Consider the following 22936-nt stretch of genomic DNA (forward strand, 5'->3'; position numbering starts at 1 on the left):
CGCCCCGTGATGCCGCCCCCCACGCCGGACTCCCCTACCGCCCCGAGACACCGTGGGCGCCGAACGCACAGGGCCCGGTCTGGGCGAGCTCGTCAAGAGCTCGCCCAGACCGGGCCCGTCACGGGTGCATCAGCCGCGTCAGAGCGAGGCGAGAGCCTTCGTGAAGGTGGCCGACGGACGCATCACGGCGTCTGTCTTGGCAGCGTCCACCTTGTAGTACCCGCCGATGTCGGCCGGCGAGCCCTGGACGGCGATGAGCTCGTCGACGATCGTCTGCTCGTCGGCGCGCAGCGACGCCGCGAGCGGCCCGAAGGCTGCGGCGAGGTCGGCGTCGTCGGTCTGCTGCGCGAGCTCTTCGGCCCAGAACAGCGCGAGGAAGAAGTGCGAGCCACGGTTGTCGATCGTCCCGAGCTTGCGGCCCGGCGACTTGTTCTCGAGCAGGAACGTGCCGGTGGCACGGTCGAGCGTCGCACCGAGGACGCGGGCCTTCTCGTTGCTGTTCGCGTCGGCGAAGTGCTCGAGGCTGGCCGCGAGCGCGAGGAACTCGCCGAGGCTGTCCCAGCGCAGGTAGTTCTCCTCGACGAGCTGCTGGACGTGCTTCGGGGCGGAGCCCCCGGCACCGGTCTCGAAGAGCCCACCACCGTTGAGCAGCGGCACGATCGAGAGCATCTTGGCGCTCGTGCCGAGCTCGAGGATCGGGAAGAGGTCCGTGTTGTAGTCGCGCAGCACGTTGCCAGTCACCGAGATGGTGTCCTCACCGCGGCGGATGCGCTCGACCGAGAGCGTCGTGGCCTCGGCGGGGGCGAGCACGCGGATGTCGAGCCCGGTGGTGTCGTGCTCGGGCAGGTACGCCTCGACCTTCTTGATGAGGTTCGCGTCGTGGGCACGCTTCTCGTCGAGCCAGAAGATCGTCAGCGTCCCGGTCGCGCGGGCGCGGTTGACGGCCAGCTTGACCCAGTCACGGATGGCCACGTCCTTGGTCTGGCAGGCGCGCCAGATGTCACCGGCACGCACCTCGTGCTCGAGCAGAGCCTCGCCCGCCTGGTTGACCACGCGGACCGTACCGGCCTCGGGGATCTCGAAGGTCTTGTCGTGCGAGCCGTACTCCTCGGCCTTCTGTGCCATGAGCCCGACGTTCGGGACGGTGCCCATGGTCGTCGGGTCGTAGGCGCCGTTGGCGCGGCAGTCGTCGATGACGGCCTGGTAGATGCCGGCGTAGCTCGAGTCGGGGATCACCGCGATGGTGTCCTGCTCGCTGCCGTCCGGGCCCCACATGTGGCCCGAGGTGCGGATCATGGCAGGCATGGACGCGTCGACGATGACATCGCTCGGCACGTGCAGGTTGGTGATGCCCTTGTCGGAGTTCACCATCGCGAGGCGCGGTCCGTCGGCCAGGCCCTTGTCGAAGGCTGCGCGGATCTCGTCGCCGTTCGGCAGGGCGGCGAGGCCGTCGAGGATCCCTCCGAGACCGTTGTTCGGGCTCAGGCCAGCGGCCTCGAGCTCCGCGCCGTACTGCTCGAAGACAGCCGGGAAGAACGCGCGGACGACGTGGCCGAAGATGATCGGGTCGGAGACCTTCATCATCGTGGCCTTGAGGTGCACCGAGAACAGGACGTCCTCGGCCTTGGCGCGGGCGATCGCCTCGGCGAGGAAGGTGTGCAGCTCGGCGACGTCCAGGAAGGACGCGTCGACGACCTCTCCGGCGAGGACCTTCACGCCCGGGTGCAGGACGGTGACGTCACCGGCGGCGTTCACGTGCTCGATGCGCAGGACGTCGTCGGCACCCAGGACGACAGACTTCTCGTTCGAGAAGAAGTCGTCATGGCCCATCGTCGCGACGTTCGTCTTGGACTCGGGGGTCCAGGCGCCCATGCGGTGCGGGTTCTTGCGCACGTACTCCTTGACGGAGAGCGGAGCGCGACGGTCCGAGTTGCCCTCGCGGAGCACGGGGTTCACGGCGGAACCCTTGATCTTGTCGTAGCGCGCGCGGACGTCCTTGTCGGCGTCGGTCTGAGGGTCGTCCGGGTGGTCGGGCAGGTCGTAGCCCTGCGCCTGGAGCTCTGCGATGGCGGCCTTGAGCTGCGGCAGCGATGCCGAGACGTTGGGCAGCTTGATGATGTTGGCCTCGGGCGTCGTCGCGAGGGCGCCGAGCTCAGCGAGGGCGTCGCCGATCCGCTGCTCTGCGGTGAGGCGCTCCGGGAAGGCCGCGACGATGCGGCCTGCGAGCGAGATGTCGCGCGTCTCGAGCTCGACACCGGCGGTGCCGGCGAAGGCGCTCACGACGGGGAGGAACGAGTGCGTGGCCAGCATCGGGGCCTCGTCGGTGTACGTGTAGATGATCTTGCTCATCGTCGGGCAGCTCCTTGGCGTGGCTCTGGGCGAACTTGTCTTGATATCAAGATACATGGGTTGGCTGGAGGCGTCGCTGTCCCGGCTCCCCCGTCGCGGGAGCAGCGGGCCCGTGCAGCGCCGGACCTCGGCGCCCGGCTCCCCTGCTCGACGGTGCCGCCGACGCCCCGCCTCCGTCGGGCCTCTCTCAGGCGGGCGCCCGCACGGAGACGGCTCCGAGAAGTTCCCCAGCGCGTACTCCACGAGCAGGCCGACCGCCCTCGCGCCGTCTCCGGCGAGGGGCCCCGTCCCGCCCGTCGCGGCAGGTCAGCCCGCGTACCCTCCGACGATCCGGCTGAGCACGCTGGCGTCGCGGGACACCGCCACCTTGTCGACAGCGGGCTCGAGGGCTGCGGTGCGACGGTCGCCCGACTCGTCGAAGCGCTCGACGTACGGACGCCCGACGAAGGGGTTGGAGTCGTCGCGCTCCCCGGGCACGAGGACCCAGGCTCCTCCAGCCGCCCGCAGGGCCACGGCTCCGAGGTACGCCACGTACGAGGCCTTGACGTCCCCGTAGGTCTCGCGGCTCAGGCGTCCTCCGTCGACGTCCTCGAGCGCGAGCTCTCCCAGCGGCTCGAGCGAGGCCAGGGTGAGGTCGAGCCGGGCGGCACGCGCGCCTGCTCGCGACCTGAGGGAGTCCACCAGCTGCGGGACGCGCTGGATCCAGGCGTCGAGCTCGGACGACGACGGGCTCTGAGCAGCGACGACGCCGGGGACGGGGTCGCGGCGCGGCTGCCAGCCCGGACCCTCGGCCTCGCGTCGCCGCTCGACCGCGGCGGCCTGACCGTCCCAGATCCGGGACAGCACGTTCCCGGTGCGCCGGGCGAGGATCGTCGTCATGAGGTGCACGGGTGAGACCGGCATGGGGCTCTCCGTGTCGAACCGCACGACCGGTCGCCCTGTGTAGATGAACTCCGGGTCGTGGTTGATCGACCATCCCCCGCCCGCGAGGCGCAGGTACGTCTCCCCGATGTACCGCGTCGCGCCCTCGATGAAGTCCGTGTCGTTCTCGTCGAGGAACGACTTCTTGTCGGGCCACCTGTCGAGGATGTGCTGCTCGAGGGCGACGAGCGACTCGCGGCTGTACCCCCCGGGCCACCCGGCCGGCATGGTCAGGTCCTCGAACCGGGCGAGCCGGGGGTGCATCTCCTCGAGCCACGCCTGGAACAGCTCGTCCTGCTCGGTCGTCACTGGGTCCTCCGTGTCATCGCTGCTGGTCGTGGGTCTGGCGTGCAGTCTATGGTCTTGCCACAGGCACGCTGTGGAAGACCTCGTAGGTCACCCCGGCGTCGGCGAGCTGCTGGATCGTCGACGGAGACGGCTGGCTGCCGAAGACGTAGTGGACGTCCCATCCGTACTCGGCGACGAGCTTCTTGTCCTTCGCGAGCTGGGCCGGGTCGATCGTGCTGCCCGACTTCATCTCCAGAGCGAGGGTCTCGCTCACGTTCAGCCCGTCGTAGTTCCGGTCGATGTCGATGTCCTCGACCTTGGAGCTGATCGTGGTCTGCCGGTCCCACTCGGCGGCGTCGAGCCCTCGCACGTCGAAGTACGCCTGCTCGAAGGCCGAGCCCCGCGGCAGGTGCCCGAGGTTCCGGACGTACATGTCGCGCCAGCTGTCCCAGGACATCGCGTCGTCGGTGTGCGAGGCCAGGTACTCCGACCACCGGGAGTGCATGTGCTCGACGGTCCCGACCGGGTACTTCTCGCCAGGTGTGATCTCGACGAGGTCGAGGGCGTCGGGCTGCGGAGCGTCCGCGAACTGCGCGGCCGGGTGATCGTAGTGGTAGACCCGCGGCGACTCCACGGTCCCGAGGCCCGTGTCTCCGGCCTGAGGGCCGAGCGCGGACTCCGGCACGCCGGAGGGCGTGGTGGGGTTGCCGGGGTTCTCGGCGATCCACTGCTGTCCGTCCGGGTCCCACTTCATGTGCCAGCCACGCGAGCCGTTGGCGTTGTCCCCGCGCAGTGGCTCGCCGTCGCGGTGGTCGACGGGTCGACCGTGCTCGTCGACGGGCGCGTTGCGGAGCGCCTCGTCCACGTCGGCCTGGGTGGGGCGGCCGGGTGCCTGGCTCTGGTCGGACGTGTCACGGACCGGGGCCTCGGGGTCGTAGGGCTGACCGCCGGGGGTGGGCTCGGGACGCGGGGTCTCGGGCGCAGGCGTCTCGGGTGAGGGGCCTGCCTCCGGAGCCGGTGCCGGCGCCTCGGGTCCGGGGTGGGTGGGTGCGCCACCCGGCTCGGTCGTCTCGGGTGACGGCCCAGCCTCGGGGGCGGGCTCGGGCGACGGGCTCGGCTCGGCACCGTGCTCGGGAGCAGGACCTGCCTCCGGGGCGGAACCCGTCTCGGGCACCGGGGTCGGCGAGGGGCCACCGTCGGGAGTCCCCTCGGGGGCAGGCGCGGGCTCGGGAGCAGGTCCGGCCTCAGGCGCGGGTGCGGGCGACGGCCCGTCCTCGGGCACCGGGGTCGGCTCGGGGCGCGGTCCTGTCTCGGAGCCCGGGGTCGGCTCGGGTGCCGTCTCGGGGCGCGGGCCGGACGGGGACGTCCCGTCCTGCGGTCCGGGAGCAGCCGGCGCGGGGTCCGCAGGCGCAGGTGCCTCGGGGCCACGCCCGCCGGGCGCCACGTCGTCGAGGCTCGGGCCGGGTCCGTTCGTCGGCCCGCTCACGTCCGGGAGGACCGACGCCGGTGGGTTCACACCCGCACCGTCGCCGCTCGGGACGATCGACGAGCTCGGCGGCGGGGTCGCCTGGGACACCGGCACGTCGTCGATCGCGTTGATGAGGGCTGTCGGCGACAGCTTGACGCCGTTGACACCGACCTGGGTGGTCGCGCCGAGGCCGGGGACGCTGTTGTCGGCGACCTTGAGGAGGTCGCTCAGACCTGTCGCGACGCGCACGCCGCCCTTGACGACCCACGAGCCTCCGGGGATGAGGAAGTCGGCGCCGACGGCCGCGATCTTCGCCACCTTCGCGCTCGCGCTGCCGACCTTGAGGCCCGCGCCGACCTGCCCGGCACCGGGGATGAAGAAGGTGCCGACGTTGAGGATCGACTCGGTGCCCGTCGCGACACCGTCTTCCTTCCACTTGTGCCACGGGTCGTCGGGGTTCTCGATGTCGAAGCCGATCATCGAGCCGACGGTCCCGGCGACCACCTTCTGACGGTCGTACATGAAATCTGTGAACGCGTTGCCGTTGCCCGTCGCGGCCATGATGTTGGCGATCGTGGCGGCTGGGGTCGTGGCGAGCACGAGGGAGCCGGCGAGGTTGCCGAGCCCGCCCCAGGCCTGGCCCCAGGCCTCGCCCTGGAAGAACTCGCCGTTCTCGGGGTTGTACCCGAGCACGAGCATCCCGGCACCCTCGGCGATGCCGATGCCGAAGTTCGCGGCGCCGTGGCCGACAGACTCTGGGCAGTTGCGGTCCTCGTCCCGGGACTCGCCCCACGGCATCGGCATCTCGGGGTTGTTGAAGGCCTCGGCGGGGATCGCCTCGACGGGTGCGACGCACGAGTTCTGCACCAGGGCGTTGATGTCGTTGGCGCACTGCGTGGCCGCCGTGGAGATCTCCTCCAGCAGCCCTGCGTACTCCTCGAGCAGCTTCTGGTTGCGCTCGACGGTCGCGCTGTCCTCGTACCAGGGCACCGTGACAGTGCGCTGCTCGACCCCGGGCACCCACTGGAAGGCCCACTCGGCGTAGTCCTCGACGTTCGCCTCGTTGCTCTCGGCCGCGATCGTCTCGACACCGTTGATGACCTCGGCGCGGAAGTCCGCTGCGGTCGTCTCGAAGGTCCACAGACGGCTCTTGATCCCGTCGAGGACCCCGGCGTAGGTGTCGAGGTGACCAGCAGCCGCGTCGAAGGCCGTCTTGAGCTCGGTGGCGGAGGTGACCGCCGGAGTCATGAGGGCGTAGACCTGCTCCTGCTCGGGGGCCTCGTAGCTGCCGCTGAGCCCGGCCCACGTCGTGTCGATCGAGCTGGTCTCGTCGTGGACGGTCGTGGCCATCGCACGGATGCTCGTCGCCGAGCCGGTGATGGCCCCGGTGTCGAGGTCGCTGGCGCGTGCCGGGAACGCGTCGGGGTTGATCAACCCGCCGTCGTTCACGCACATCGTGGGTGTCGTCGTCATGGTGTGGTCCTCAGCCCTGGTGTCCGTGCTCGACGAAGTACGAGAAGTCACCGTCTACGGCGGAGCTGAGCAGCTCGGCCTGGTAGGTGGCGGACATGTCTTCCTGCCCGTTGTTGTAGGCGATGACCGCGTTGGCCACACCCACGGTGCCGGCGTTGATCCGGTTGTTGATGTTCGTGAGGTTCGCGGTCTGGTCGGCGAACAGCGCGTTCACGGCCGTCGGGACGTCCTGCGTGATCATCCCGCCCCAGGTCAGCCCGTCGAGGACAGCCTGGAACTTGTCCTCGGAGAGGGCTGTGCCCAGCTCGGTCGCGTCGGTGTTCACCGTCGTGAGGATGCTCTGGACCCCGCTGGGGTCGATCTTCCACTGCGTCATGGTCGTCTCCCTCAGACTCGGTCGGCGATGGTCCCGCCGACGGCGGCGGCGATGGACTCGGCGAGCGCCCGCCCGGCGCCCGTGTCCCCGTAGGGGACGGCCATGTCGGTCCACAGACCGAAGGCCGTCGGTGGCCTCATCACGATGTCGGCCGCCTCACGGGGCTCCCGGACGGGTCGGCTCCTGTAGATCGACAGGAGGGCTCGGCCCTGCGCGTCGACGAACTGGCGGATCTGACCGTCGCGGTACTCCAGGAACGTCCCGTCGGGGTGGTCGACGGCGGCGGCCCGCACCATGACGGCCGAGGTCGGCTCGACCTCGCTCAGCAGCACGATCTCGGTTGGCATGTCAGACCCTCCCGAGTCCTGTGGCGGCCGCGATGCGCTCGGCACCGAGGTCGTGGGCGAAGGCGACGAGCTGGGCCCAGAGACCCTGGTCGGGGTTGCTGAACCTGACGAGCAGGCTCGGTGTGCGCTTGCGCCCGAGCATCGTGATGTCGTGCTTCTCGGCGAGGGCTGCGGCATCGATGTCGAGGTCGTGCACACCACGCGGCCCGATGATCACGGCGAGCGGGACCTCCGGCCGCTTGGCAGCCGGCTCGACCCACGTCCCGATGTCCGTCTCGGCGAGCGACACGAAGCCGATCGTCGGCTGGAACTCGTCGGCGATGGTCGCGAGAGCCTGCGACGCCGTCTGCACCAGACCACCGATGTGGTCGGGATAGCGCCGCAGGGCGACCCCACCCTTGATCTGCTCGAGGATCCCTCGGCGGGTGCGACCGACGAAGAGGTCCACGAAGGAGCCGTCACGGCTCAGGCCGTGCAGCGCGTCCGTCGCAGGCATCTCGCGGCGGGCGACCTCGGTGAGGACCCGCGTGTCCCAACGGTCGACGAGCGGCTCGAAGGGACCCCACAGCTCGAGGGGCGACCCGCCGAGCGCGGAGATCATCGCCTCCGACAGGGTCCCGACAGTGGTGTCCGAGGCAGCGCGCTGGTGCGCGAAGACGTCGAACATCAGCACACCGGGGAACTGCTGCTCGTGCGTGGTGGCCAGGGTCGTGTAGGACGGCAGACGCTCTGTCCCCTGGCCCGGACGCTCCCAGAGGTCACGGAGCGTGTCGATCCTGTACCCGGAGAGCCCGTCGTACGTCGCACCGTCCGCGCTCTGCACGGCCCACAGCCCGCCCGCCCTGCGCATCGCGAGCGACACGAAAGGGCTCAGGCGCGTCCCGGTGCTCGTCATCAGGACGGGGCGCAGGCGCTCCGTGACGGCGTAGTCGAGGAACGCGGCCAGCGGCTCGCTGAGGACGACGTGCTCGGCAGAGGCGGCGAAGACTGCGTAGTCCTCGCCCCACTCGTCGGCGACAGGGTGGACGATGTTCATGGCTCAGTCCGGGATGTAGGAGGCGGCCTGCTGCAGCCCGCGGCGGGCGATCTCGTCGTTCTCCGACAGAGACGTGCGGATCGCGGAGATGATGCCCTTGACCTCGGTACCGGCCTGGTTCCACTGGGCTTCCATCGCCGCATACCTGTCGCTCACGCCGTCGGCGGAGTACACAGCCATCGCGTTCTTGACATCCATGTCACGACGAGCCAGGGCCGCCTCGAGCGCACCCGCAGCACGCTCGAAGTTCGACTGAGCCGCCTGCGACGAGCTGATGTCGTAGTCGTTACGATCCATCTGGTTGCTGGACATGACGATCCTCCTCTAGGCCCGGGGGGCGAACTTGGACGTGTCGGCACCCTGGAAGTCAGCGGAGCCCTCAGCAGAACGGTGCTGGTCAGCACCCTCGTCAGCAGCAGTCGTGAACGCCAGGTTCTGACCACCGATCGACTCCGTGATCCCCACCAACGCGTTGTTGAGGATCGAGGAGATGTCGTCCGTGCGCTCCTTGAAGCTGATGAACGACGCCTTGGCCACACCGTTGAACGTGGACTCCAGAGGCTCCGCAGCCTCCTTCAGGTTCCGCACCAGCTGACCCAAGTCGTCAGACTCGGTCGCCGTCTTCTGCCCGAGCACCTGCAGTGCATCGGCTTCCATCGCGAACTTCATGGTTCTCTCCCGTCGTCGAGCGGTCGTCCATACCGTAAGCAGAGACACGCTGTCCCGCGATGGGTACCTCTCACTGGGTACCTCGCCCCTGTGGACACGAGGACAGAGGGCTGAGCGCAGGATAGGTTCGTGCCCGGCAGACCGCGCCTGGACGCTCAGGCGTCCGCAGGTGCGAGCCTCACGAACGGCACGGCCCGCACGACAGACCACAGCAGCAGACGCAGCAGACCGACGAGAGGGGTGGACGATGCACGCCTTCTCGTCCGTGGCCGAGCAGCACCGCGACGACGGGACCTCGGTCGCCGACCGCAGCGCCGTCCCGCACGCGATCCTCCTGCACGACGTCAGGCCTGCGGGCGCGCGTCGAGCGGCAGCCACCGCCGTCGACCTGCTCACCGTCGCCGCCGCCTTCGGCCTGGGGTTCTTGCTGCACCCTGTCGTCGGTGGCGTCCTCGCCGCCGTGGTGGCTCTCCTCGTCGTGGCAGACCGCGTCCGGACCGGTCGCAGCCTGGGGCTGCGCCTCACGCGTCTGCGGACCGTCGACCGCGCGAGCGCGATGCCGTCCGCGCGGGCGCTCGTCCCCGGCCGCGGGCTGACCGCAGACCTCGCCCGCGGCCGCGACCCGCTGCTCGTCGTCCCCGCCTCCTCGGTGCCGGTCCCTGCCGAGCAGGCCCCGGCTCCGGCCGACCCGTGGATGGCGCAGGAGACGGCCCGCACCCCCGGCGTCGTCGTGGTCACCGACGAGGGCGCGACCGTCACGGTGCTCGGCACGACGATCGTCGGGCGCAGCCCTGTCGACCCGACGGGTACGCACTACCTGCTGGGCATCCCGGACATCGGCCGGTCGATCTCGCGCAGCCACGCCGTCCTCGAGCTCGACGGGCCGCTGCTGTGGGTCACCGACCTCGGATCGGCGAACGGCTCGGCCGTGGCGCTGCCCGGCCAGCAGTTCTCGCCGCTCACCCCGCACGTGCGCACGCCCGCCCCGGCCGGCTCGCGGATCGCGCTGGGCACACGCACCCTGCACGTCGCCGACCCCACCCGACCGGAGGCACCCCAGTGACCGACCGCGACAGGATCCTCGTCGAGTCGACCCGCACGCACCGCGAGCGCCTGTCGTCTGCGCTGTCCTTCGGGGCGCTCGAGCAGCGCCGCAAGGTCAACACGAACGTCCGCAGGTTCATCGGCTCGGTGGTCATCGCCGCCGTCGCCGGGGTCGGCTGCCTCGGGTTCTCCTTCGTGGTGAACCTGCTCGACAACCGCAAGGAAGACCAGGCTGTGGCGTCCTTCAGGGCCGCGCTCGCGGCGAACCCGATCCCCGAGACCCCGGACATGCCGCTCGACCCGGAGACGGGGTTCCTCGCGGACCCGGTGTCCGGGAACTTCATCGACCCGCAGACCGGGTTCTTCGTCGACCGGGAGACCGGCCTGGCCGAGGACCCTGACGGCAACCTCATCGACCCCCGCATCGACTGGTACCTCGACACCGAGACCGGCTACTACACAGACCCGGCCACGGGCGTGACGATCGACCCGGCGACGCAGCGCGTCGTCGAGGAGGAGAAGAAGTGACCGAGTACACCCGCGTCACGATCCAGGGCGAGGGCCGCAAGGCCGACCTCGTCCTCCCCGACGACGAGCCCGTCGCCGCGATGCTGCCCGACGTGCTGGTGCTGCTCGACGAGGGCGAGGCGCGCTCGGCGCGCCCGGTCGCCCTCGTCACGCGGGTCGGCGAGCAGCTGGACTCATCGCTCACGCTCGCCGAGCAGTCGGTCGAGCACGGTGCGCTGCTGCGCATCGTGCGGGTCGACGAGGCTCCCCCACCGCCCGAGGTCGCCGACGTCACCGACGTCGTCGCGGACGCCGTCGACAGCCGCGCCGACGCGTGGCGCCCCGTGTGGGGAGTCGTCGCCGCGTCGGTGCTCACAGCTGTCCTGGGCGCCTATGCGGCGCTGGTGGCCGTCTCGTCGCTCGACGTCCCCCTGGTCACGCTGCTCGCGGTGTGCGCCGGCGTGGCTGTGGTCGCGTCCGTGCTCTGCCGTCGCCACCTCACCGGCCCGGCCGTGGTCCTCACCGCGGGTGCTGTCGGCGGTGCCGCTGTCGCCGCGCTCCTGGTGAGCGCCGACCACGCCGACGGGACGCTCGGGACGTCGGCGATCGTCTGGTTCGGGCTCACCAGCCTGATCGTCGGGCTGGTCGGGGCCGCGGGGGCCCGCGACGTCGGTCTCGGGCTCGGCGGGGTCGTCGGCACGGTGCTGGTCGGCGCGCTCGCCGCCATGCACGCCCTCGGCTGGGAGCGTCTGCACTCGGCGGCTGTCGTCGCCGTGGTCGGCACCCTGCTGCTCGGCCTGCTGCCCGGGATCGCGATGACCGTGAGCGGGCTGAGCGGGCTCGACGACCGTGTCGTCGAGGGCAACCGGATCCCGCGGGCAGCCGCACGCCGCGCCGTCGACGCGACCCACCGTGCGCTCACCTGGGCGACGGTCGCGACGGCTGTCGTCGTCGGCTCGTGCGCCTGGGTCCTCGCCGGGGCTCCTGACACCGCGACGCGGGTCCTCACGGCCTGCCTCGCCGTCGTTCTCCTGCTGCGCACCCGGGTCCTCCCCCTCGCGCCCCAGCGTCTCGTGCTGATGCTCGCCGGGCTCGTGCCGCTGGTCGCGCTCCTCGTCGACCTCGGCAGCACCGAGCCCGAGCAGGCCGTCGGTGTCGCTCTCGGCGTCGCCGTCCTGGTCGCTGCGCTCGTCGGGTCGCACCCGAGCGAGTACCTCAAGGCGCGTCTGCGCGGCCTCGCGAACATCGTCGAGCTGATCGCCGTCCTCGCCCTGGTCCCCCTCGTCCTCGCACGCCTCGGCGTGTTCGCCGACCTGGTCGGGACCTTCTGATGGGACGCGCCTGGACGACCCTCGTGGCTGCTCTGCCGTCCCGCGCCGAAGAGCTGCGCAGGCTCGACGAGGCCGTGCGGGCACCGCTCGCGCTCAGCACCCGGGTCGGGGTGGTGGGCGTGGCTGGTGGCTCGGGCTGCTCGACCGTCGGTGGTCTGCTGGCCTCTGTCCTCTCCTCTCGTCGTGACCAGCGGATCCTCCTGGTCAACGCGTCCCGCACAGCACGCTCTGCGCTGTGGCACGCGGGTCTCACGACCCCGGCGCCCAGCACGCCGGCCGACGAGACGGCACGCCGGGCCGCGCGCCGCTCCGACGCCGCGACGGTCGGGCTGGTGCAGACCCTCGGTGGGCTCTACTGCCTCGACCTGGCCGCGCCGGTCCCCGAAGCCGGCGGCGCGGGCTCCGGATCCGACGGCGCGGACTCTGGGGCCGAGGCTGGCGTGCGCCCCGCCGACGACTCCCGCTGGTGGGAGGCCGTCGCGCCGGCCGGCAGGTTCTTCGACTTCGTCGTCACCGACTGGGGTGTCCGCGACGCCTCGACCGTCGGCCGGGTGCTCTCGGCGAGCACAGCCGTGGTCGTGACGACCCCCGCCGACAGGACCTCGCTGCAGCGCGCGGTCGACCTCGCCCGCACCGTCGAGGAGGCTGGCGTCCAGGTGCTCCTGGCCGTCGACGACGTGCGCCGCGAGCGCACGGCGGCCCTCGGCGAGATGCTCCGCCTGCTCCCCGTGCCCGCCGTGGCACTCCCCTACGACCGCGCGCACGGTGCGGCCCGACCCGTCGGCAGCCACAGGCTCCGCGCCTCCACCACGCTCGCTGCGCTCCGTCTGGCGGCTGCTGTCGTCGACGTGGCCGGCCGACGCGCCGACACCCGCGGGAGCGCCGCATGAGTCTCAAGATCGTCCACCGCCCGACCCGCACCACCGTGCCGGTCACCGCGCCGGAGCCCGAGTCGATCGCGCCCCCGCCCCCGCTCGGCGACGATCAGGGCGGCCGCACGCCGCTCCAGATGCTCCTGCCGATCGTCGGTGCCATGACCTCGGTCGTCATGATGGTCGTCATGCGCAACGGGCAGCCGTTGTTCATGGTCGTCGCAGCGCTCGTCTTCGTCGTCGCGATCGTCGGCGGCATCGGCTTCGCGGTCTCCTCGCGCGGCCGTGCGGCCAAGCAGGAGCGCGCCAAGCGCGAGCTCTACCTCGACTACCTCGAGAAGCTCCGCCGGGACCTCGCTGCCCGCACAGCCGACGCCCGGCGCGACGCCGCCGTGATGCACCCCGAGCCCTCGGCCCTCATGGCGCTCGTCCGCGACCCGCGACGCCTGTGGGAGCGTCGGCGCCGTGACGCCGACTTCCTCACTGTCCGCGTGGGCACGGGCGCCGTGCCGTGGTTCGACCTCACGGTCCCGCCGGCCTCGTCGCCGATGGAGCCTCACGACCCGATCCTGCTGTCCGAGGCCCGGCTGATCGCCGACCAGGTCGAGCGGGTCGAGGCCATGCCGGTGACCGTCGACCTGCGGGACGTGGCCGTCATGGCTGTCGTGGGCGACCGCGCGCACACCGTCGCGACGGTCCGCAGCATGCTGCTCCAGCTCGCCGCACAGCACGGACCCGACGACCTCTCGATCGCCGCGGCCTACGCCCCCGACCGCAGCGCGGACTGGCAGGGTCTCGACCTGCTCCCGCACGTCCAGGACCCCGAGCTGTTCGACGGACCTGTCCCTGCCCGCAGGGTCGCGCCCGACCTCTCGAGCCTCGCGCACGTGCTCGGCAGCACGCTGACCGACAGGCTCCAGCACGCCCACTCCTCGAAGCGGACAGGGTCTGTGCGCAGCCAGCCGTCTCGTCTCCTCGTGGTCGTCGACGACCACGGACGTCGCGCGTCGACCCTGCCTGTCGGCGCCGGCGCGACGCTCCAGGAGCTCGGCGTGACAGTCGTGCACCTGCTCTCGGACCGGCTCGACGAGCCGAGCGAGCTCGACGTGCGGATCACGCTGGACGGGACCGTGACCGGGACGCTCACCGCCTCCCCGGGGACCCCCGACGCCCTCGACGTCAGCCTCGAGCCGGACCAGACCGGTGTGCCGCTCTTCGAGTCGACAGCCCGCGCGATGGCCGCCATGCGCCTCTCGCTCTCGGCGACCCAGGACGAGGAGGGCAACAGGACTCTCGACATCTACGAGCTGCTCGGCATCGACAGCCTCGACGACGTCGACCCCGAGACGCTCTGGCGTCCCCGGTCGCCCGCGCAGTTCCTCAACGTGCCCTTCGCGACCGACGACCAGGGTTACCCCGTGCGGCTCGACCTCAAGGAGAGCGCGCAGCTGGGTATGGGCCCGCACGGCATCTGCATCGGCGCCACAGGCTCGGGCAAGTCCGAGATGCTCCGTACGCTGATCTTGTCCCTCGCGCTGACGCACCCGCCCGAAGACCTCTCGATGATCCTCGTCGACTACAAGGGTGGGGCAGCCTTCGCACCCTTCGCGGGGCTCCCGCACCTCGCCGGGCTGATCGACAACCTCGCCGACGACCCGCAGCTCACCACGCGCGCCCGCGCGTCGATCCAGGGCGAGGTCGTCCGGCGCCAGCGCATGCTCAAGGAGGCCGGGTCCTCCCCGTCTATCTCGCACTACCGCCAGCTCCGTGCCGAGCGTCCCGAGATGGCTCCCATGCCGCACCTGTTCGTGGTCATCGACGAGTTCGGCGAGCTGCTGACGGCCGAGCCCGACTTCATCGACCTGTTCCTGCAGATCGGGCGCATCGGCCGCTCGATCGGTGTGCACCTGCTGCTGTCGAGCCAGCGCATCGAGGGTGGCAAGCTCCGCGGCCTCGACACGTACCTCTCGTACAGGCTCGGCCTGCGCACCTTCAGCGAGCCCGAGTCGCAGGTGGTCCTCAGCACCCCCGACGCGTACCACCTGCCGGCGTTGCCGGGTTACGGGTACCTCAAGGTCGACACGAGCGTCTACACGCGGTTCAGGTCCGGGTTCGTCTCAGGCCCCGTCGACGGCCAGCGTGCCTCGCGCGACGACGAGGCCGAGGCACGCCCGCTCCTGCTGCCCACCTTCAACGGGATCTCGACCCCCGGGAGCACCGAGCAGGCCTCCGCGACCCCGTCGCTGACCCGGCCGGACACGAGCCGGACCTTCGTCGACGAGTCCGTGCACAGGGTGCGCGACGACGACCGCGCGGTGAGCCCCGTCTGGCTCCCGCCGCTCCCGGACCGGCTGGCCCTCGGGCTGGTGCTCGAGAAGGCCGGCGAGCGCACCCCCGGGCTGAGCGTCGTCATCGGCCTCGAAGACGACCCGACACAGCAGTCCCAGGCACCGTGGCGCCTCGACCTCGCCCGCGCGGGTGGGCACGTCGCCGTCATCGGCGCTCCGCAGACCGGGCGCAGCACGCTGCTGCGCACCATCGCGGCCTCCTTGTCGCTCACGTACACCCCGCGGGACGTGGCCGTGTACGGCATGGACCTGACCGGTGGTGGGCTCCAGCGCATCGAGCACTTCCCGCACGTGGGTGGTGTCGCGACGCGCTCGCACCGGGACAGGCTCTTCAGGCTCGTCGAAGAGCTCAGCGGCATGCTCGCGCTGCGCGAGTCCGTGTTCAAGAAGTACTCGATCGACTCGATGGTGCAGCTGCGCTCGATGCACTCAGCCGGCCGCATCCCCGAGCTCGACGCGGCCGACATCGTGCTGCTGGTCGACGGCTACGGGCAGATCCGTCAGGACTTCGAGGAGATCGAGACAGCCTTCACCGACATCATGACGCGGGCTGCGAGCTTCGGCATCCACCTCGTCGTCGGGCTCACCCGGTGGAGCGAGCTGCGGATGGGCCACCAGGCGCTCTTCGGCACCCGCGTCGAGCTGCGCCTGAACGACCCTGCGGAGTCGAGCATCGACCGCAAGCTGTCCGCGACGCTCTCGGCCGACACCCCGGGTCGGGCGATCCTCGACACGAAAAATCTCGCGCAGGTCGCGCTGCCCGTCCTCAACGTCGTCGGCGACGACGCCGTCGGTGACGAGCTCGAGGCCCTCGCCCGGCGGACCGCAGAGTCGTGGAGCGGCCCGGCCGCCGCGCCGATCCGCCTCCTGCCGCTCGACGTGGACCGCGCCGAGCTGCCCGACGCCTTCGACGAGCCCGACGTGGTCCCGATCGGGCTGCGCCAGGACACCATGGAGGCCGCGCTCTGGGAGCTCACCGGCGACGACCAGCACCTCGTGGTCCTCGGCGACTCGCGGTGCGGCAAGACGACGCTGCTGCGCACCATCGCGAAGGGCCTCATCGAGAGGTTCAGCAGCGACGAGCTCGCGATCGCCGTCGTCGACCCGCGGGGCAACGTCCCCGACGTCGTCGAGGACGACTATCTCGCCGCGCACGCCAAGAACGCGACCCAGGCGCGCGGGCTCGCCGAGTCGATCGCGAGCGAGCTCGAGCAGCGGCCCGGCCGCTCGCCCGAGGAGCGTGCGCGCGAGCCGCGCATCGTCGTGCTCATCGACGACTACGACATCGTCTCGGCGGGTGGTGCGGATCCCTTCGCGCCGCTCATGCCATACATGCCGAGCGCGCGCGACCTCGGTCTGCACGTCGTGCTCACCCGGCCTGTCGCCGGGGCGAGCCGCGCCATGTACTCGCAGATGATCCAGGTGACCCGGGACACCGGCGGCTCGATCCTGCTCATGTCGGGCGAGCGCAGCGAGGGCCAGCTGGTCAGCCGGATCTACCCCGAGAGGTTCCCGCCCGGACGCGGTCGGTTCATCCGCCGTGGTGGCCGTCCGCACGTCATCCAGGTGGCCCGAGACCCGGAGGTCGAGTCGTGAGGACTCTTGCGATCGTCTCCGTGACCTCGGGAGCCGGGGCCAGCACCCTCGCGGCGCTCGCCTTCGCAGCGACCCGTGACGACGCCCGCGGCGCCCCAGGGCTCTTCGGCACGGGCGGCACCGGTCTCGTCGAGCGCTGCGGCGGCGACGAGGTCAACCGGGTCGACCCGCAGTCGGCGATCTGGGACGTCGGTGTCTGCGCGGCCTCTGACGCCCTCGACCTGCTGCGGTCGGGCGACGTCGCCGTCGCCGTCGCGGCCCCCGCGACCCCGCTCGGGACCGCCGACGCCCTGCGGCTGACGGCGGCGATCGCCGAGGGTGACAGCGCGCTCTTGGCCCGCGTCGCCGTCGTCCAGACCGAGGTGTACGGCAGGCAGCGCGGGACCACGCTCGAGAAGGCCCCGGCAGGAGCGGTCCTGCGGCTCCCCTTCGACCGCGCTCTCGCCCGGCCGGGCAGCATCCCGGAGGACCTCCGCACGCTCCGACGGCACACCCGCACGGCGGTCCACGCATGGCGCAGCTATTGCGGGTGGGCGCTGCGGTCCTGAGCGGCTGCGGTCCTGAGCGGCTGCGGTCCTGGGGACCTCACCGGCCCGACCGCCTCCTCGAGAGCGGTCCAGCCGGTCGGTGCTTCCCGGCAGATGGTCCGGAGGACGAGTCGGCCTAGACGCGACGCACCGACACTCCGGTCAGGTGGTCGACGAGTGCCGGGGCGCAGGGAGTGACGCGAAGACGTCGAGCCCGAGCTCGCGCGCGAGCTGTGCCGTGGCGCGGCGACCACGGACCGAGTTTCCCGCGTCGTCGAGCAGCGCCGAGTAGGTACCGATGGCCCCCTTGCCCGGCGAGACCGTGACGATCCCCCCGGAGATGCCGCTCTTGGCCGGTGCCCCCACCTCGAAGAGCCACTCCCCCGACCGCTCGTACATCCCGGTCGACGCGAGGACGCTCAGCGTGTCGCGGCAGATCGACGGGTCGACGACCTGGACGCCGGTCACCGGGTTCACACCGCCACCGGCGAGCGTCGCGCCCATGACCGCGAGGTCGCGAGCGTCGACGAGCAGCGCGCACTGCCGGGTGTAGGTGTCGACGACCTCCGCAGGGTCACCGCTGAGCCTGTCGTGGCCCTGGAGCAGGTGCGCGAGACCGAGGTTGCGCTCGTTCTCCTTCGACTCCGACGCAAAGACGTCCTCGTCGACCTCGAGGTCCCGGCCCGCGAACCGCGACAGCCCGTCGAGCACGAAGCCCCAGCGGTCGTCGCGACTCGCCCCGGGGACCAACCCCGTCGTGGCGATCGCACCCGCGTTGACCATCGGGTTCATCGGGTGGCCCTCGTTGTGCTCGATCGCCAGGACAGAGTCGAAGGGCACACCCGTGTTGTCGACCCCGACCTTGGCGAGCACGGCGTCGTGGCCGATCTCCTGGCAGACGAGCGCGTAGACGAAGGCTTTCGAGATCGACTGGATCGTGAACCTGTGCCCGGAGTCACCGGCCGTGTGCTCCGTGCCGTCGACGTGGACCAGCGCGACCCCGAAGAGGTCCGGGTCGGCGTCCGCGAGCGCCGGGACGTCCTGGATGACCTCGCCCTCGTCGAGCAACCGGAAGTCCTCGTGGGCGCGCTGCACGGCCTCGCCGACCACGTCCCGCCCGGGGAGGTGTCCTGTCGAGACATGGTCCTGCGCGTCGTGGCTCATCCGCCAGACGCTACACACCCACGGGCGGTCCGGCCTGACAGCGTCGGACGGGTCAGGCCACCAGGACGACGGCGAGGACCGCCGCCAGTCGACGTGCGGCCGGATGGACAGCTCTCAACCCTGTGCTCTTCTCCGGTATCCCCCGCGTTCACGCCTGCATGTCGACGAAGCGGGAGTAGTGCCCCTGGAAGGCGACGGTCAGCACGTCGGTCGGGCCGTTACGGTGCTTGGCCACGATGAGGTCGGCCTCGCCGGCGCGCGGCGACTCCTTCTCGTAGGCGTCTTCGCGGTGCAGCAGGATGACGATGTCGGCGTCCTGCTCGATCGAGCCTGACTCACGCAGGTCGGACATCGCGGGGCGCTTGTCGGTGCGCTGCTCGGCGCCACGGTTCAGCTGCGAGATCGCGATGAGCGGCACCTCGAGCTCTTTGGCGAGCAGCTTGAGCGCACGGGAGAACTCCGAGACCTCCTGCTGGCGGGACTCGACGCGCTTGCCGGACGTCATCAGCTGGAGGTAGTCGATGACCACGAGCTTGAGGTCGTGCTTCTGCTTGAGGCGTCGGCACTTGGCGCGGATCTCCATGAGCGACATGTTCGGCGAGTCGTCGATGAACAGCGGCGCCTCGGAGATCTTGCCCATGGTCCCGGCGAGCTTCTGCCAGTCCTCTTCGCCCATGGAGCCGTTGCGCATCTTCTGCAGGTGGATGCGCGCCTCGGCGGACAGCAGACGCATGGTGATCTCGTTGCGGCTCATCTCGAGCGAGAACACGACAGACGTCAACCCGTGCTTGATCGACGCCGACCGCGCGATGTCGATTCCTAGCGTGGAGTTGTGCGTGGGCACCATCGACCGGCCCGCGAGATACAGGTGCTCCGGGTGCGCGATCTCGACGCACCGGACCGGCACGCTCGCCACGGGGCGCACGTCGACGATGAACCTGCTCCGCAGCCGAGGGGTCGAGGGACGGCGACGGTCCTTGTGCACCAGCTTCTTGCGCTCGAGAGCGAAGACGTCGTCGTCCGTCGTGAAGGTGATCGTGTAGGCGGTCGACGAGAGGACGGAGCGGCCCTTGACGGTCCGCTCGGACCACCCGGTCCGGTACCCCAGGCTGTGCACGAGCTCTCTGGTGTCCTCCGCGAGGCGGCGGCTGGTCACCGTCACCTGTGGGCTGCCGGTGGGGTTGACCGTGCCGTCGGTGTCGAGGAGCCCTGCGAGCAGCTCCCGCCTCTGCTCCTCGCTGCCGCGCAGGTAGGAGACAGGGATGTGCTTGTCGTCCATCACTTCGAGCGTCCGCAGGATCCCGGCGACGGTCCCCCGGGCGTTGTGGCAGTCCTGACAACGGCGCAGCCCTGTGCTCGGGGCGCCGCAGTCCGGGCAGGTCGGGTTCGGCATGGGCGCGGAGTAGGCACTCGCCCGGCCACCGCAGGACCGACCGCAGGTCTTGACCTGCGAGGTGCGCGGCACGAACGAGACACCGCAGACAGCGCACAGGCGCTCTGCGACGGGCGCCTCAGCCGGAAGCTGGAGCGTGTAGAGCTCAGCACGGCCGACGGCACCTGTCCGACGCTGGGCGACGAGACCGAGACCCTCGAGGCGCATCGCGATCTCCGGGTCGGCCGACGTGAACCTGGCGGATGCCGAGTGCCCGTCGCCGAGCCACACGCCCAACGCGTAAGGGTGGAGCGGAAGGTCTGCTTCAGGGAGCTGAAGGGCTCCTGTTGTCACTACGGCGTGGTTCGCACGGCGGTCCGCCGTCGCGCACCGGACCGAAGACGCGATCTCCTCGGTGGTCCGCACGGTCCCGAGCAGGCCGTGCTTGCGACGGGACGCATGGTCGCTCGTCGACCACTCGTGCTGGGCGTCGGCGACGATCGTCGTCCCGTCGTCGAAGACGACCTCGTAGCACGGCCTGTCCACAAGGACCTCTGTCGCAGCCACCACGACAGTCGGCGTCCCGTCGGCGGCGAGGAGCTGGTCGCCGACCTGGACCTCTCCCATCGTGGTCCAGCCCGTGGGGGTCGGGAGCGGAGTGTCGAGCGCGAGCGCCTTTCCGATAGCCGGACGTGCCGCGAGCACGATCATCTGGCCGGGGTGCAGACCGTTCGTCAACCTGTCGAGGTCGGCGAAGCCTGTCGGGACGCCGACCATCCCCTCGCCGCGGTGGCCTGCGGCCTCGATCTCGTCGACGGCTCCGCCGATGACGTCGCCGAGCACCGCGTAGTCCTCGGAGGACCGGGTCTCGGTGACGGCGTAGACCTCGGCCTGCGCGTTGTTGACGAGCTCGTCGACATCACCGCCGTCGGTCGCGTAGCCGAGCTGGACGATGCGCGTCCCGGCCTGCACGAGGCGGCGCAGCACAGCCCGCTCGCGCACGATGCGGGCGTAGTAGCCCGCGTTGGCGGCTGTCGGCACCATAGAGATGAGGGTGTGGATGTACGGGGCCCCGCCGATGCGGCCCATCTCGCCGTGCTTGGTGAGCTCAGCGACGACGGTGATGGCGTCAGCAGGCTCGCCGCGGCCGTAGAGGTCGAGGATCGTGTCGTAGATGGCCTCGTGCGCAGGCCTGTAGAAGTCTGTGCCCTTGAGCTGCTCGATGACGTCGGCGATGGCGTCCTTCGAGATCAGCATGCCGCCGAGGACACTCTGCTCTGCGGCGATGTCCTGGGGCGGGGTGCGGTCGAACCCCGGTCCTGACGACCCCGAGCCCTGGCTGGAAGAGCTGTAGCCGGTGTCAAGCTCGTCGATCGACATGGTGGTCCGTCCTTGCTGTGCGGGCGAGGTCTCAGGTCTACGCCTCGCCACCGACACGGGGTCTTCGTCGGTGGTTGCCGCCTGCACCGTACGCGCCTCCAGTCCCTCGATCAACCACGTCGTCCACAGGTTTGTCCCCACCCTTGGGGATAACTTCCTCAGGTGCTGGCTGCTGGTCATCCACAGTGTGCATAACCATGGGGATAACTGGGGACAACCGCGGATCTCAGCCAAATATCAGGCTCTCAGCCCCGGAATTCCGCCGATCTGCCTGTGGATGAGAAGATTCGTTGTCCACATATCCATGCCTCGACCCTGGGAGGGACCACGTGGCGGACAGTGCTGCGCCCCGTGAGCACCGCGGACCCCGTCGTCCCCTCGACCGTCAGATCCTCGCGCTCGCCGTGCCCGCTCTCGGGGCGCTCGTCGCCGAGCCGATCTTCGTCCTCGTCGACTCCGCGGTCGTCGGCCACCTGGGGACGGCGCACCTCGCGGGGCTCTCGGTCGCGTCGACGATCCTGCTGACCCTCGTCGGGCTGTGCGTGTTCCTCGCCTACGCGACGACGGCCTCGGTCGCCCGCAGGGTCGGTGCAGGCCGCCGCGCCGAGGCGCTCCAGTCCGGTGTCGACGGCATGTGGCTGGCCGCCGGTCTCGGTGTCGTCCTCGCGACGGCGCTGTGGCTCTCCGCCCCCTGGGCGATCAGCGCGATGGGTGCCGACGGCGCCGTCGCCGGGCACGCGGTGACCTACCTGCGCTGGTCGAGCCCAGGCCTCCCGGGGATGCTCGTGGTCCTCGCGTCGACAGGCGTGCTGCGCGGCCTCCAGGACACCCGCACGCCGTTGTACGTCGCGGTCGGCGGGGCCGTGACCAACACGGTCCTCAACGTCGCGCTCGTCTACGGGCTCGGGTTCGGCATCGCCGGCTCGGCTGCGGGGACCGCCGCCACCCAGCTGACGATGGGCGCCGTGCTCACGGTCGTCGTCGTCCGCGGAGCACGAGCAGCCGGTGCCTCGCTGCGCCCAGCCTCCGGAGGGATCCTCGCCAACGCCCGCGCCGGGGTACCCCTCTTCGTCCGGACCCTCTCGCTGCGGCTCGCCATCCTGCTCACGGTCTTCGTCGCGACGGGCCTCGGGGCTGTGAACCTCGCCGGGTACCAGGTGCTCAACAGCGTGTGGGGTCTGGCCGCCTTCGCCCTCGACGCCCTCGCCATAGCCGCGCAGGCACTCATCGGTCACAGGCTCGGTGCCGGCGACGTGTCCGAGACCCGGGCGATCCTGCGTCGCACCCTCCAGTGGGGGGTCGGCGCCGGAGCGGCCATCGGCGTGGTCATCGCTGCAGGCGGCTGGTGGTTCGCTCTGCTCTTCACGACCGACCACGAGGTCCGGGTCGCCATCACGCTCGGCATGGTGGTCGCCGGGGCGCTCATGCCGCTCGCCGGCTGGGTCTTCGTGCTCGACGGCGTGCTCATCGGTGCCGGGGACGGTCGCTACCTCGCATGGGCCGGCATGCTCACCGTGGTCGTCTACACCCCTGTCGCCCTTGCCGTCCGCGCGTGGGCTCCCGAGGGTCCAGCCGGTCTCGCGTGGCTGTGGCTCGCCTTCGCCGGCGTCTTCATGCTCGCCCGCGCCGTCACGACAGGCCTGCGCGCCCGCTCCGACCGCTGGATGGTCTCCGGCGCCTGACTCCCCTGTTGAGGTCGCACAGACGACCACGAGGTCGTACAGACACGCCGGCTTCCGCCCCAGAGGTCCTCGTCCTGGCGTGTCCTCACGACCTCGGCACGATGCGTGCGACCTCGGGAAGGTACGTGCGACCTGGGCACGGTGCGTGCGACCTCGGCGTCGACACGATCACCCAGGGCACGGCGA

Annotated in this window: 17 protein-coding genes; 7 read left to right on the forward strand and 10 right to left on the reverse strand. The window is 70.9% G+C overall.

Annotation, left to right across the window (positions count from 1 at the left end; all coding sequences use genetic code 11):
* Window positions 1-138 precede the first annotated feature (138 nt).
* The 8 genes from ASG53_RS13700 to ASG53_RS13735 all read right to left on the reverse strand — a co-directional run bounded on the left by ASG53_RS13700 (window position 139) and on the right by ASG53_RS13735 (window position 8915).
* Window positions 139-2349: an NADP-dependent isocitrate dehydrogenase gene (locus ASG53_RS13700; protein ID WP_056134492.1), complete on the reverse strand. Its 2211-nt coding sequence runs from the start codon at window positions 2347-2349 to the stop codon at window positions 139-141.
* Window positions 2350-2655: 306 nt separating this feature from the next.
* Entirely contained in the window at window positions 2656-3579 is a 924-nt protein-coding gene (locus ASG53_RS13705; protein ID WP_056134495.1) for a hypothetical protein, read from the reverse strand.
* A 46-nt stretch (window positions 3580-3625) separates the two neighbouring features.
* Window positions 3626-6499, reverse strand: coding sequence for a hypothetical protein (locus ASG53_RS13710; RefSeq protein WP_056134497.1), 2874 nt, complete (start codon window positions 6497-6499; stop codon window positions 3626-3628).
* 10 nt (window positions 6500-6509) lie between these two features.
* Window positions 6510-6875 carry a DUF6507 family protein gene (locus ASG53_RS13715; RefSeq protein WP_056134501.1) on the reverse strand — a complete coding sequence of 122 codons (366 nt, stop codon included), beginning with the start codon at window positions 6873-6875 and terminating at the stop codon, window positions 6510-6512.
* Between the two features lie 11 nt (window positions 6876-6886).
* Complete coding sequence (locus tag ASG53_RS13720) at window positions 6887-7222, reverse strand: hypothetical protein (RefSeq protein WP_056134503.1); 336 nt, start codon at window positions 7220-7222, stop codon at window positions 6887-6889.
* Window position 7223: 1 nt separating this feature from the next.
* Window positions 7224-8258, reverse strand: coding sequence for a DUF6177 family protein (locus ASG53_RS13725; RefSeq protein WP_056134508.1), 1035 nt, complete (start codon window positions 8256-8258; stop codon window positions 7224-7226).
* A 3-nt stretch (window positions 8259-8261) separates the two neighbouring features.
* Window positions 8262-8570, reverse strand: coding sequence for a hypothetical protein (locus ASG53_RS13730; protein ID WP_056134510.1), 309 nt, complete (start codon window positions 8568-8570; stop codon window positions 8262-8264).
* A gap of 12 nt (window positions 8571-8582) precedes the next feature.
* The gene (locus tag ASG53_RS13735) at window positions 8583-8915 is read right to left on the reverse strand and encodes a hypothetical protein (RefSeq protein WP_156382813.1); all 333 of its coding nucleotides are present in this window, start codon (window positions 8913-8915) and stop codon (window positions 8583-8585) included.
* Window positions 8916-9174: 259 nt separating this feature from the next.
* Between ASG53_RS13735 and ASG53_RS13740 the strand changes: the two genes are divergently transcribed.
* The 6 genes from ASG53_RS13740 to ASG53_RS13765 are packed head-to-tail and all read left to right on the forward strand — an operon-like array spanning window position 9175 to window position 17173.
* Complete coding sequence (locus tag ASG53_RS13740; RefSeq protein ID WP_056134516.1) at window positions 9175-9990, forward strand: FHA domain-containing protein; 816 nt, start codon at window positions 9175-9177, stop codon at window positions 9988-9990.
* Window positions 9987-10499 (forward strand): hypothetical protein, encoded by a 513-nt coding sequence (locus ASG53_RS13745; protein ID WP_056134520.1) that lies wholly within the window; start codon window positions 9987-9989, stop codon window positions 10497-10499. Before ASG53_RS13740 ends, ASG53_RS13745 begins: the two co-directional genes overlap by 4 nt.
* Complete coding sequence (locus ASG53_RS13750; protein WP_056134523.1) at window positions 10496-11809, forward strand: EsaB/YukD family protein; 1314 nt, start codon at window positions 10496-10498, stop codon at window positions 11807-11809. Before ASG53_RS13745 ends, ASG53_RS13750 begins: the two co-directional genes overlap by 4 nt.
* Complete coding sequence (locus ASG53_RS13755) at window positions 11809-12699, forward strand: hypothetical protein (protein WP_056134527.1); 891 nt, start codon at window positions 11809-11811, stop codon at window positions 12697-12699. Before ASG53_RS13750 ends, ASG53_RS13755 begins: the two co-directional genes overlap by 1 nt.
* Complete coding sequence (eccCa, locus tag ASG53_RS13760; RefSeq protein WP_056134529.1) at window positions 12696-16625, forward strand: type VII secretion protein EccCa; 3930 nt, start codon at window positions 12696-12698, stop codon at window positions 16623-16625. Before ASG53_RS13755 ends, eccCa begins: the two co-directional genes overlap by 4 nt.
* A complete protein-coding gene (locus ASG53_RS13765; RefSeq protein WP_056134532.1) occupies window positions 16622-17173 on the forward strand; it encodes a hypothetical protein in 552 nt (183 codons plus the stop codon). Before eccCa ends, ASG53_RS13765 begins: the two co-directional genes overlap by 4 nt.
* Window positions 17174-17314: 141 nt before the next feature.
* Here the strand turns inward: ASG53_RS13765 and glsA are convergent, their stop codons facing one another.
* Complete coding sequence (gene glsA / locus ASG53_RS13770) at window positions 17315-18316, reverse strand: glutaminase A (protein ID WP_056134536.1); 1002 nt, start codon at window positions 18314-18316, stop codon at window positions 17315-17317.
* Window positions 18317-18464: 148 nt separating this feature from the next.
* Complete coding sequence (gene dnaB / locus ASG53_RS13775) at window positions 18465-21068, reverse strand: replicative DNA helicase (protein ID WP_056134538.1); 2604 nt, start codon at window positions 21066-21068, stop codon at window positions 18465-18467.
* Window positions 21069-21397: 329 nt separating this feature from the next.
* Here dnaB and ASG53_RS13780 point away from each other — a divergent pair, with 329 nt between their 5' ends.
* The gene (locus ASG53_RS13780) at window positions 21398-22750 is read left to right on the forward strand and encodes an MATE family efflux transporter (protein WP_056134542.1); all 1353 of its coding nucleotides are present in this window, start codon (window positions 21398-21400) and stop codon (window positions 22748-22750) included.
* Window positions 22751-22936: the final 186 nt, after the last annotated feature.

The sequence above is a fragment of the Sanguibacter sp. Leaf3 genome (genome assembly GCF_001425965.1).
In the GTDB taxonomy this organism is placed as follows: Bacteria; Actinomycetota; Actinomycetes; order Actinomycetales; family Cellulomonadaceae; genus Sanguibacter; species Sanguibacter inulinus.

Bases quoted from the DNA above. Each gene is read 5' to 3' on its own strand.
- ASG53_RS13700 (WP_056134492.1), bottom strand. From the start codon at position 2,349: ATGAGCAAGATCATCTACACGTACACCGACGAGGCCCCGATGCTGGCC.
- ASG53_RS13710 (WP_056134497.1), bottom strand. From the start codon at position 6,499: ATGACGACGACACCCACGATGTGCGTGAACGACGGCGGGTTGATCAAC.
- ASG53_RS13715 (WP_056134501.1), bottom strand. From the start codon at position 6,875: ATGACGCAGTGGAAGATCGACCCCAGCGGGGTCCAGAGCATCCTCACG.
- ASG53_RS13720 (WP_056134503.1), bottom strand. From the start codon at position 7,222: ATGCCAACCGAGATCGTGCTGCTGAGCGAGGTCGAGCCGACCTCGGCC.
- ASG53_RS13725 (WP_056134508.1), bottom strand. From the start codon at position 8,258: ATGAACATCGTCCACCCTGTCGCCGACGAGTGGGGCGAGGACTACGCA.
- ASG53_RS13730 (WP_056134510.1), bottom strand. From the start codon at position 8,570: ATGTCCAGCAACCAGATGGATCGTAACGACTACGACATCAGCTCGTCG.
- ASG53_RS13735 (WP_156382813.1), bottom strand. From the start codon at position 8,915: ATGGAAGCCGATGCACTGCAGGTGCTCGGGCAGAAGACGGCGACCGAG.
- ASG53_RS13740 (WP_056134516.1), top strand. From the start codon at position 9,175: ATGCACGCCTTCTCGTCCGTGGCCGAGCAGCACCGCGACGACGGGACC.
- ASG53_RS13755 (WP_056134527.1), top strand. From the start codon at position 11,809: ATGGGACGCGCCTGGACGACCCTCGTGGCTGCTCTGCCGTCCCGCGCC.
- eccCa (WP_056134529.1), top strand. From the start codon at position 12,696: ATGAGTCTCAAGATCGTCCACCGCCCGACCCGCACCACCGTGCCGGTC.
- glsA (WP_056134536.1), bottom strand. From the start codon at position 18,316: ATGAGCCACGACGCGCAGGACCATGTCTCGACAGGACACCTCCCCGGG.
- dnaB (WP_056134538.1), bottom strand. From the start codon at position 21,068: ATGTCGATCGACGAGCTTGACACCGGCTACAGCTCTTCCAGCCAGGGC.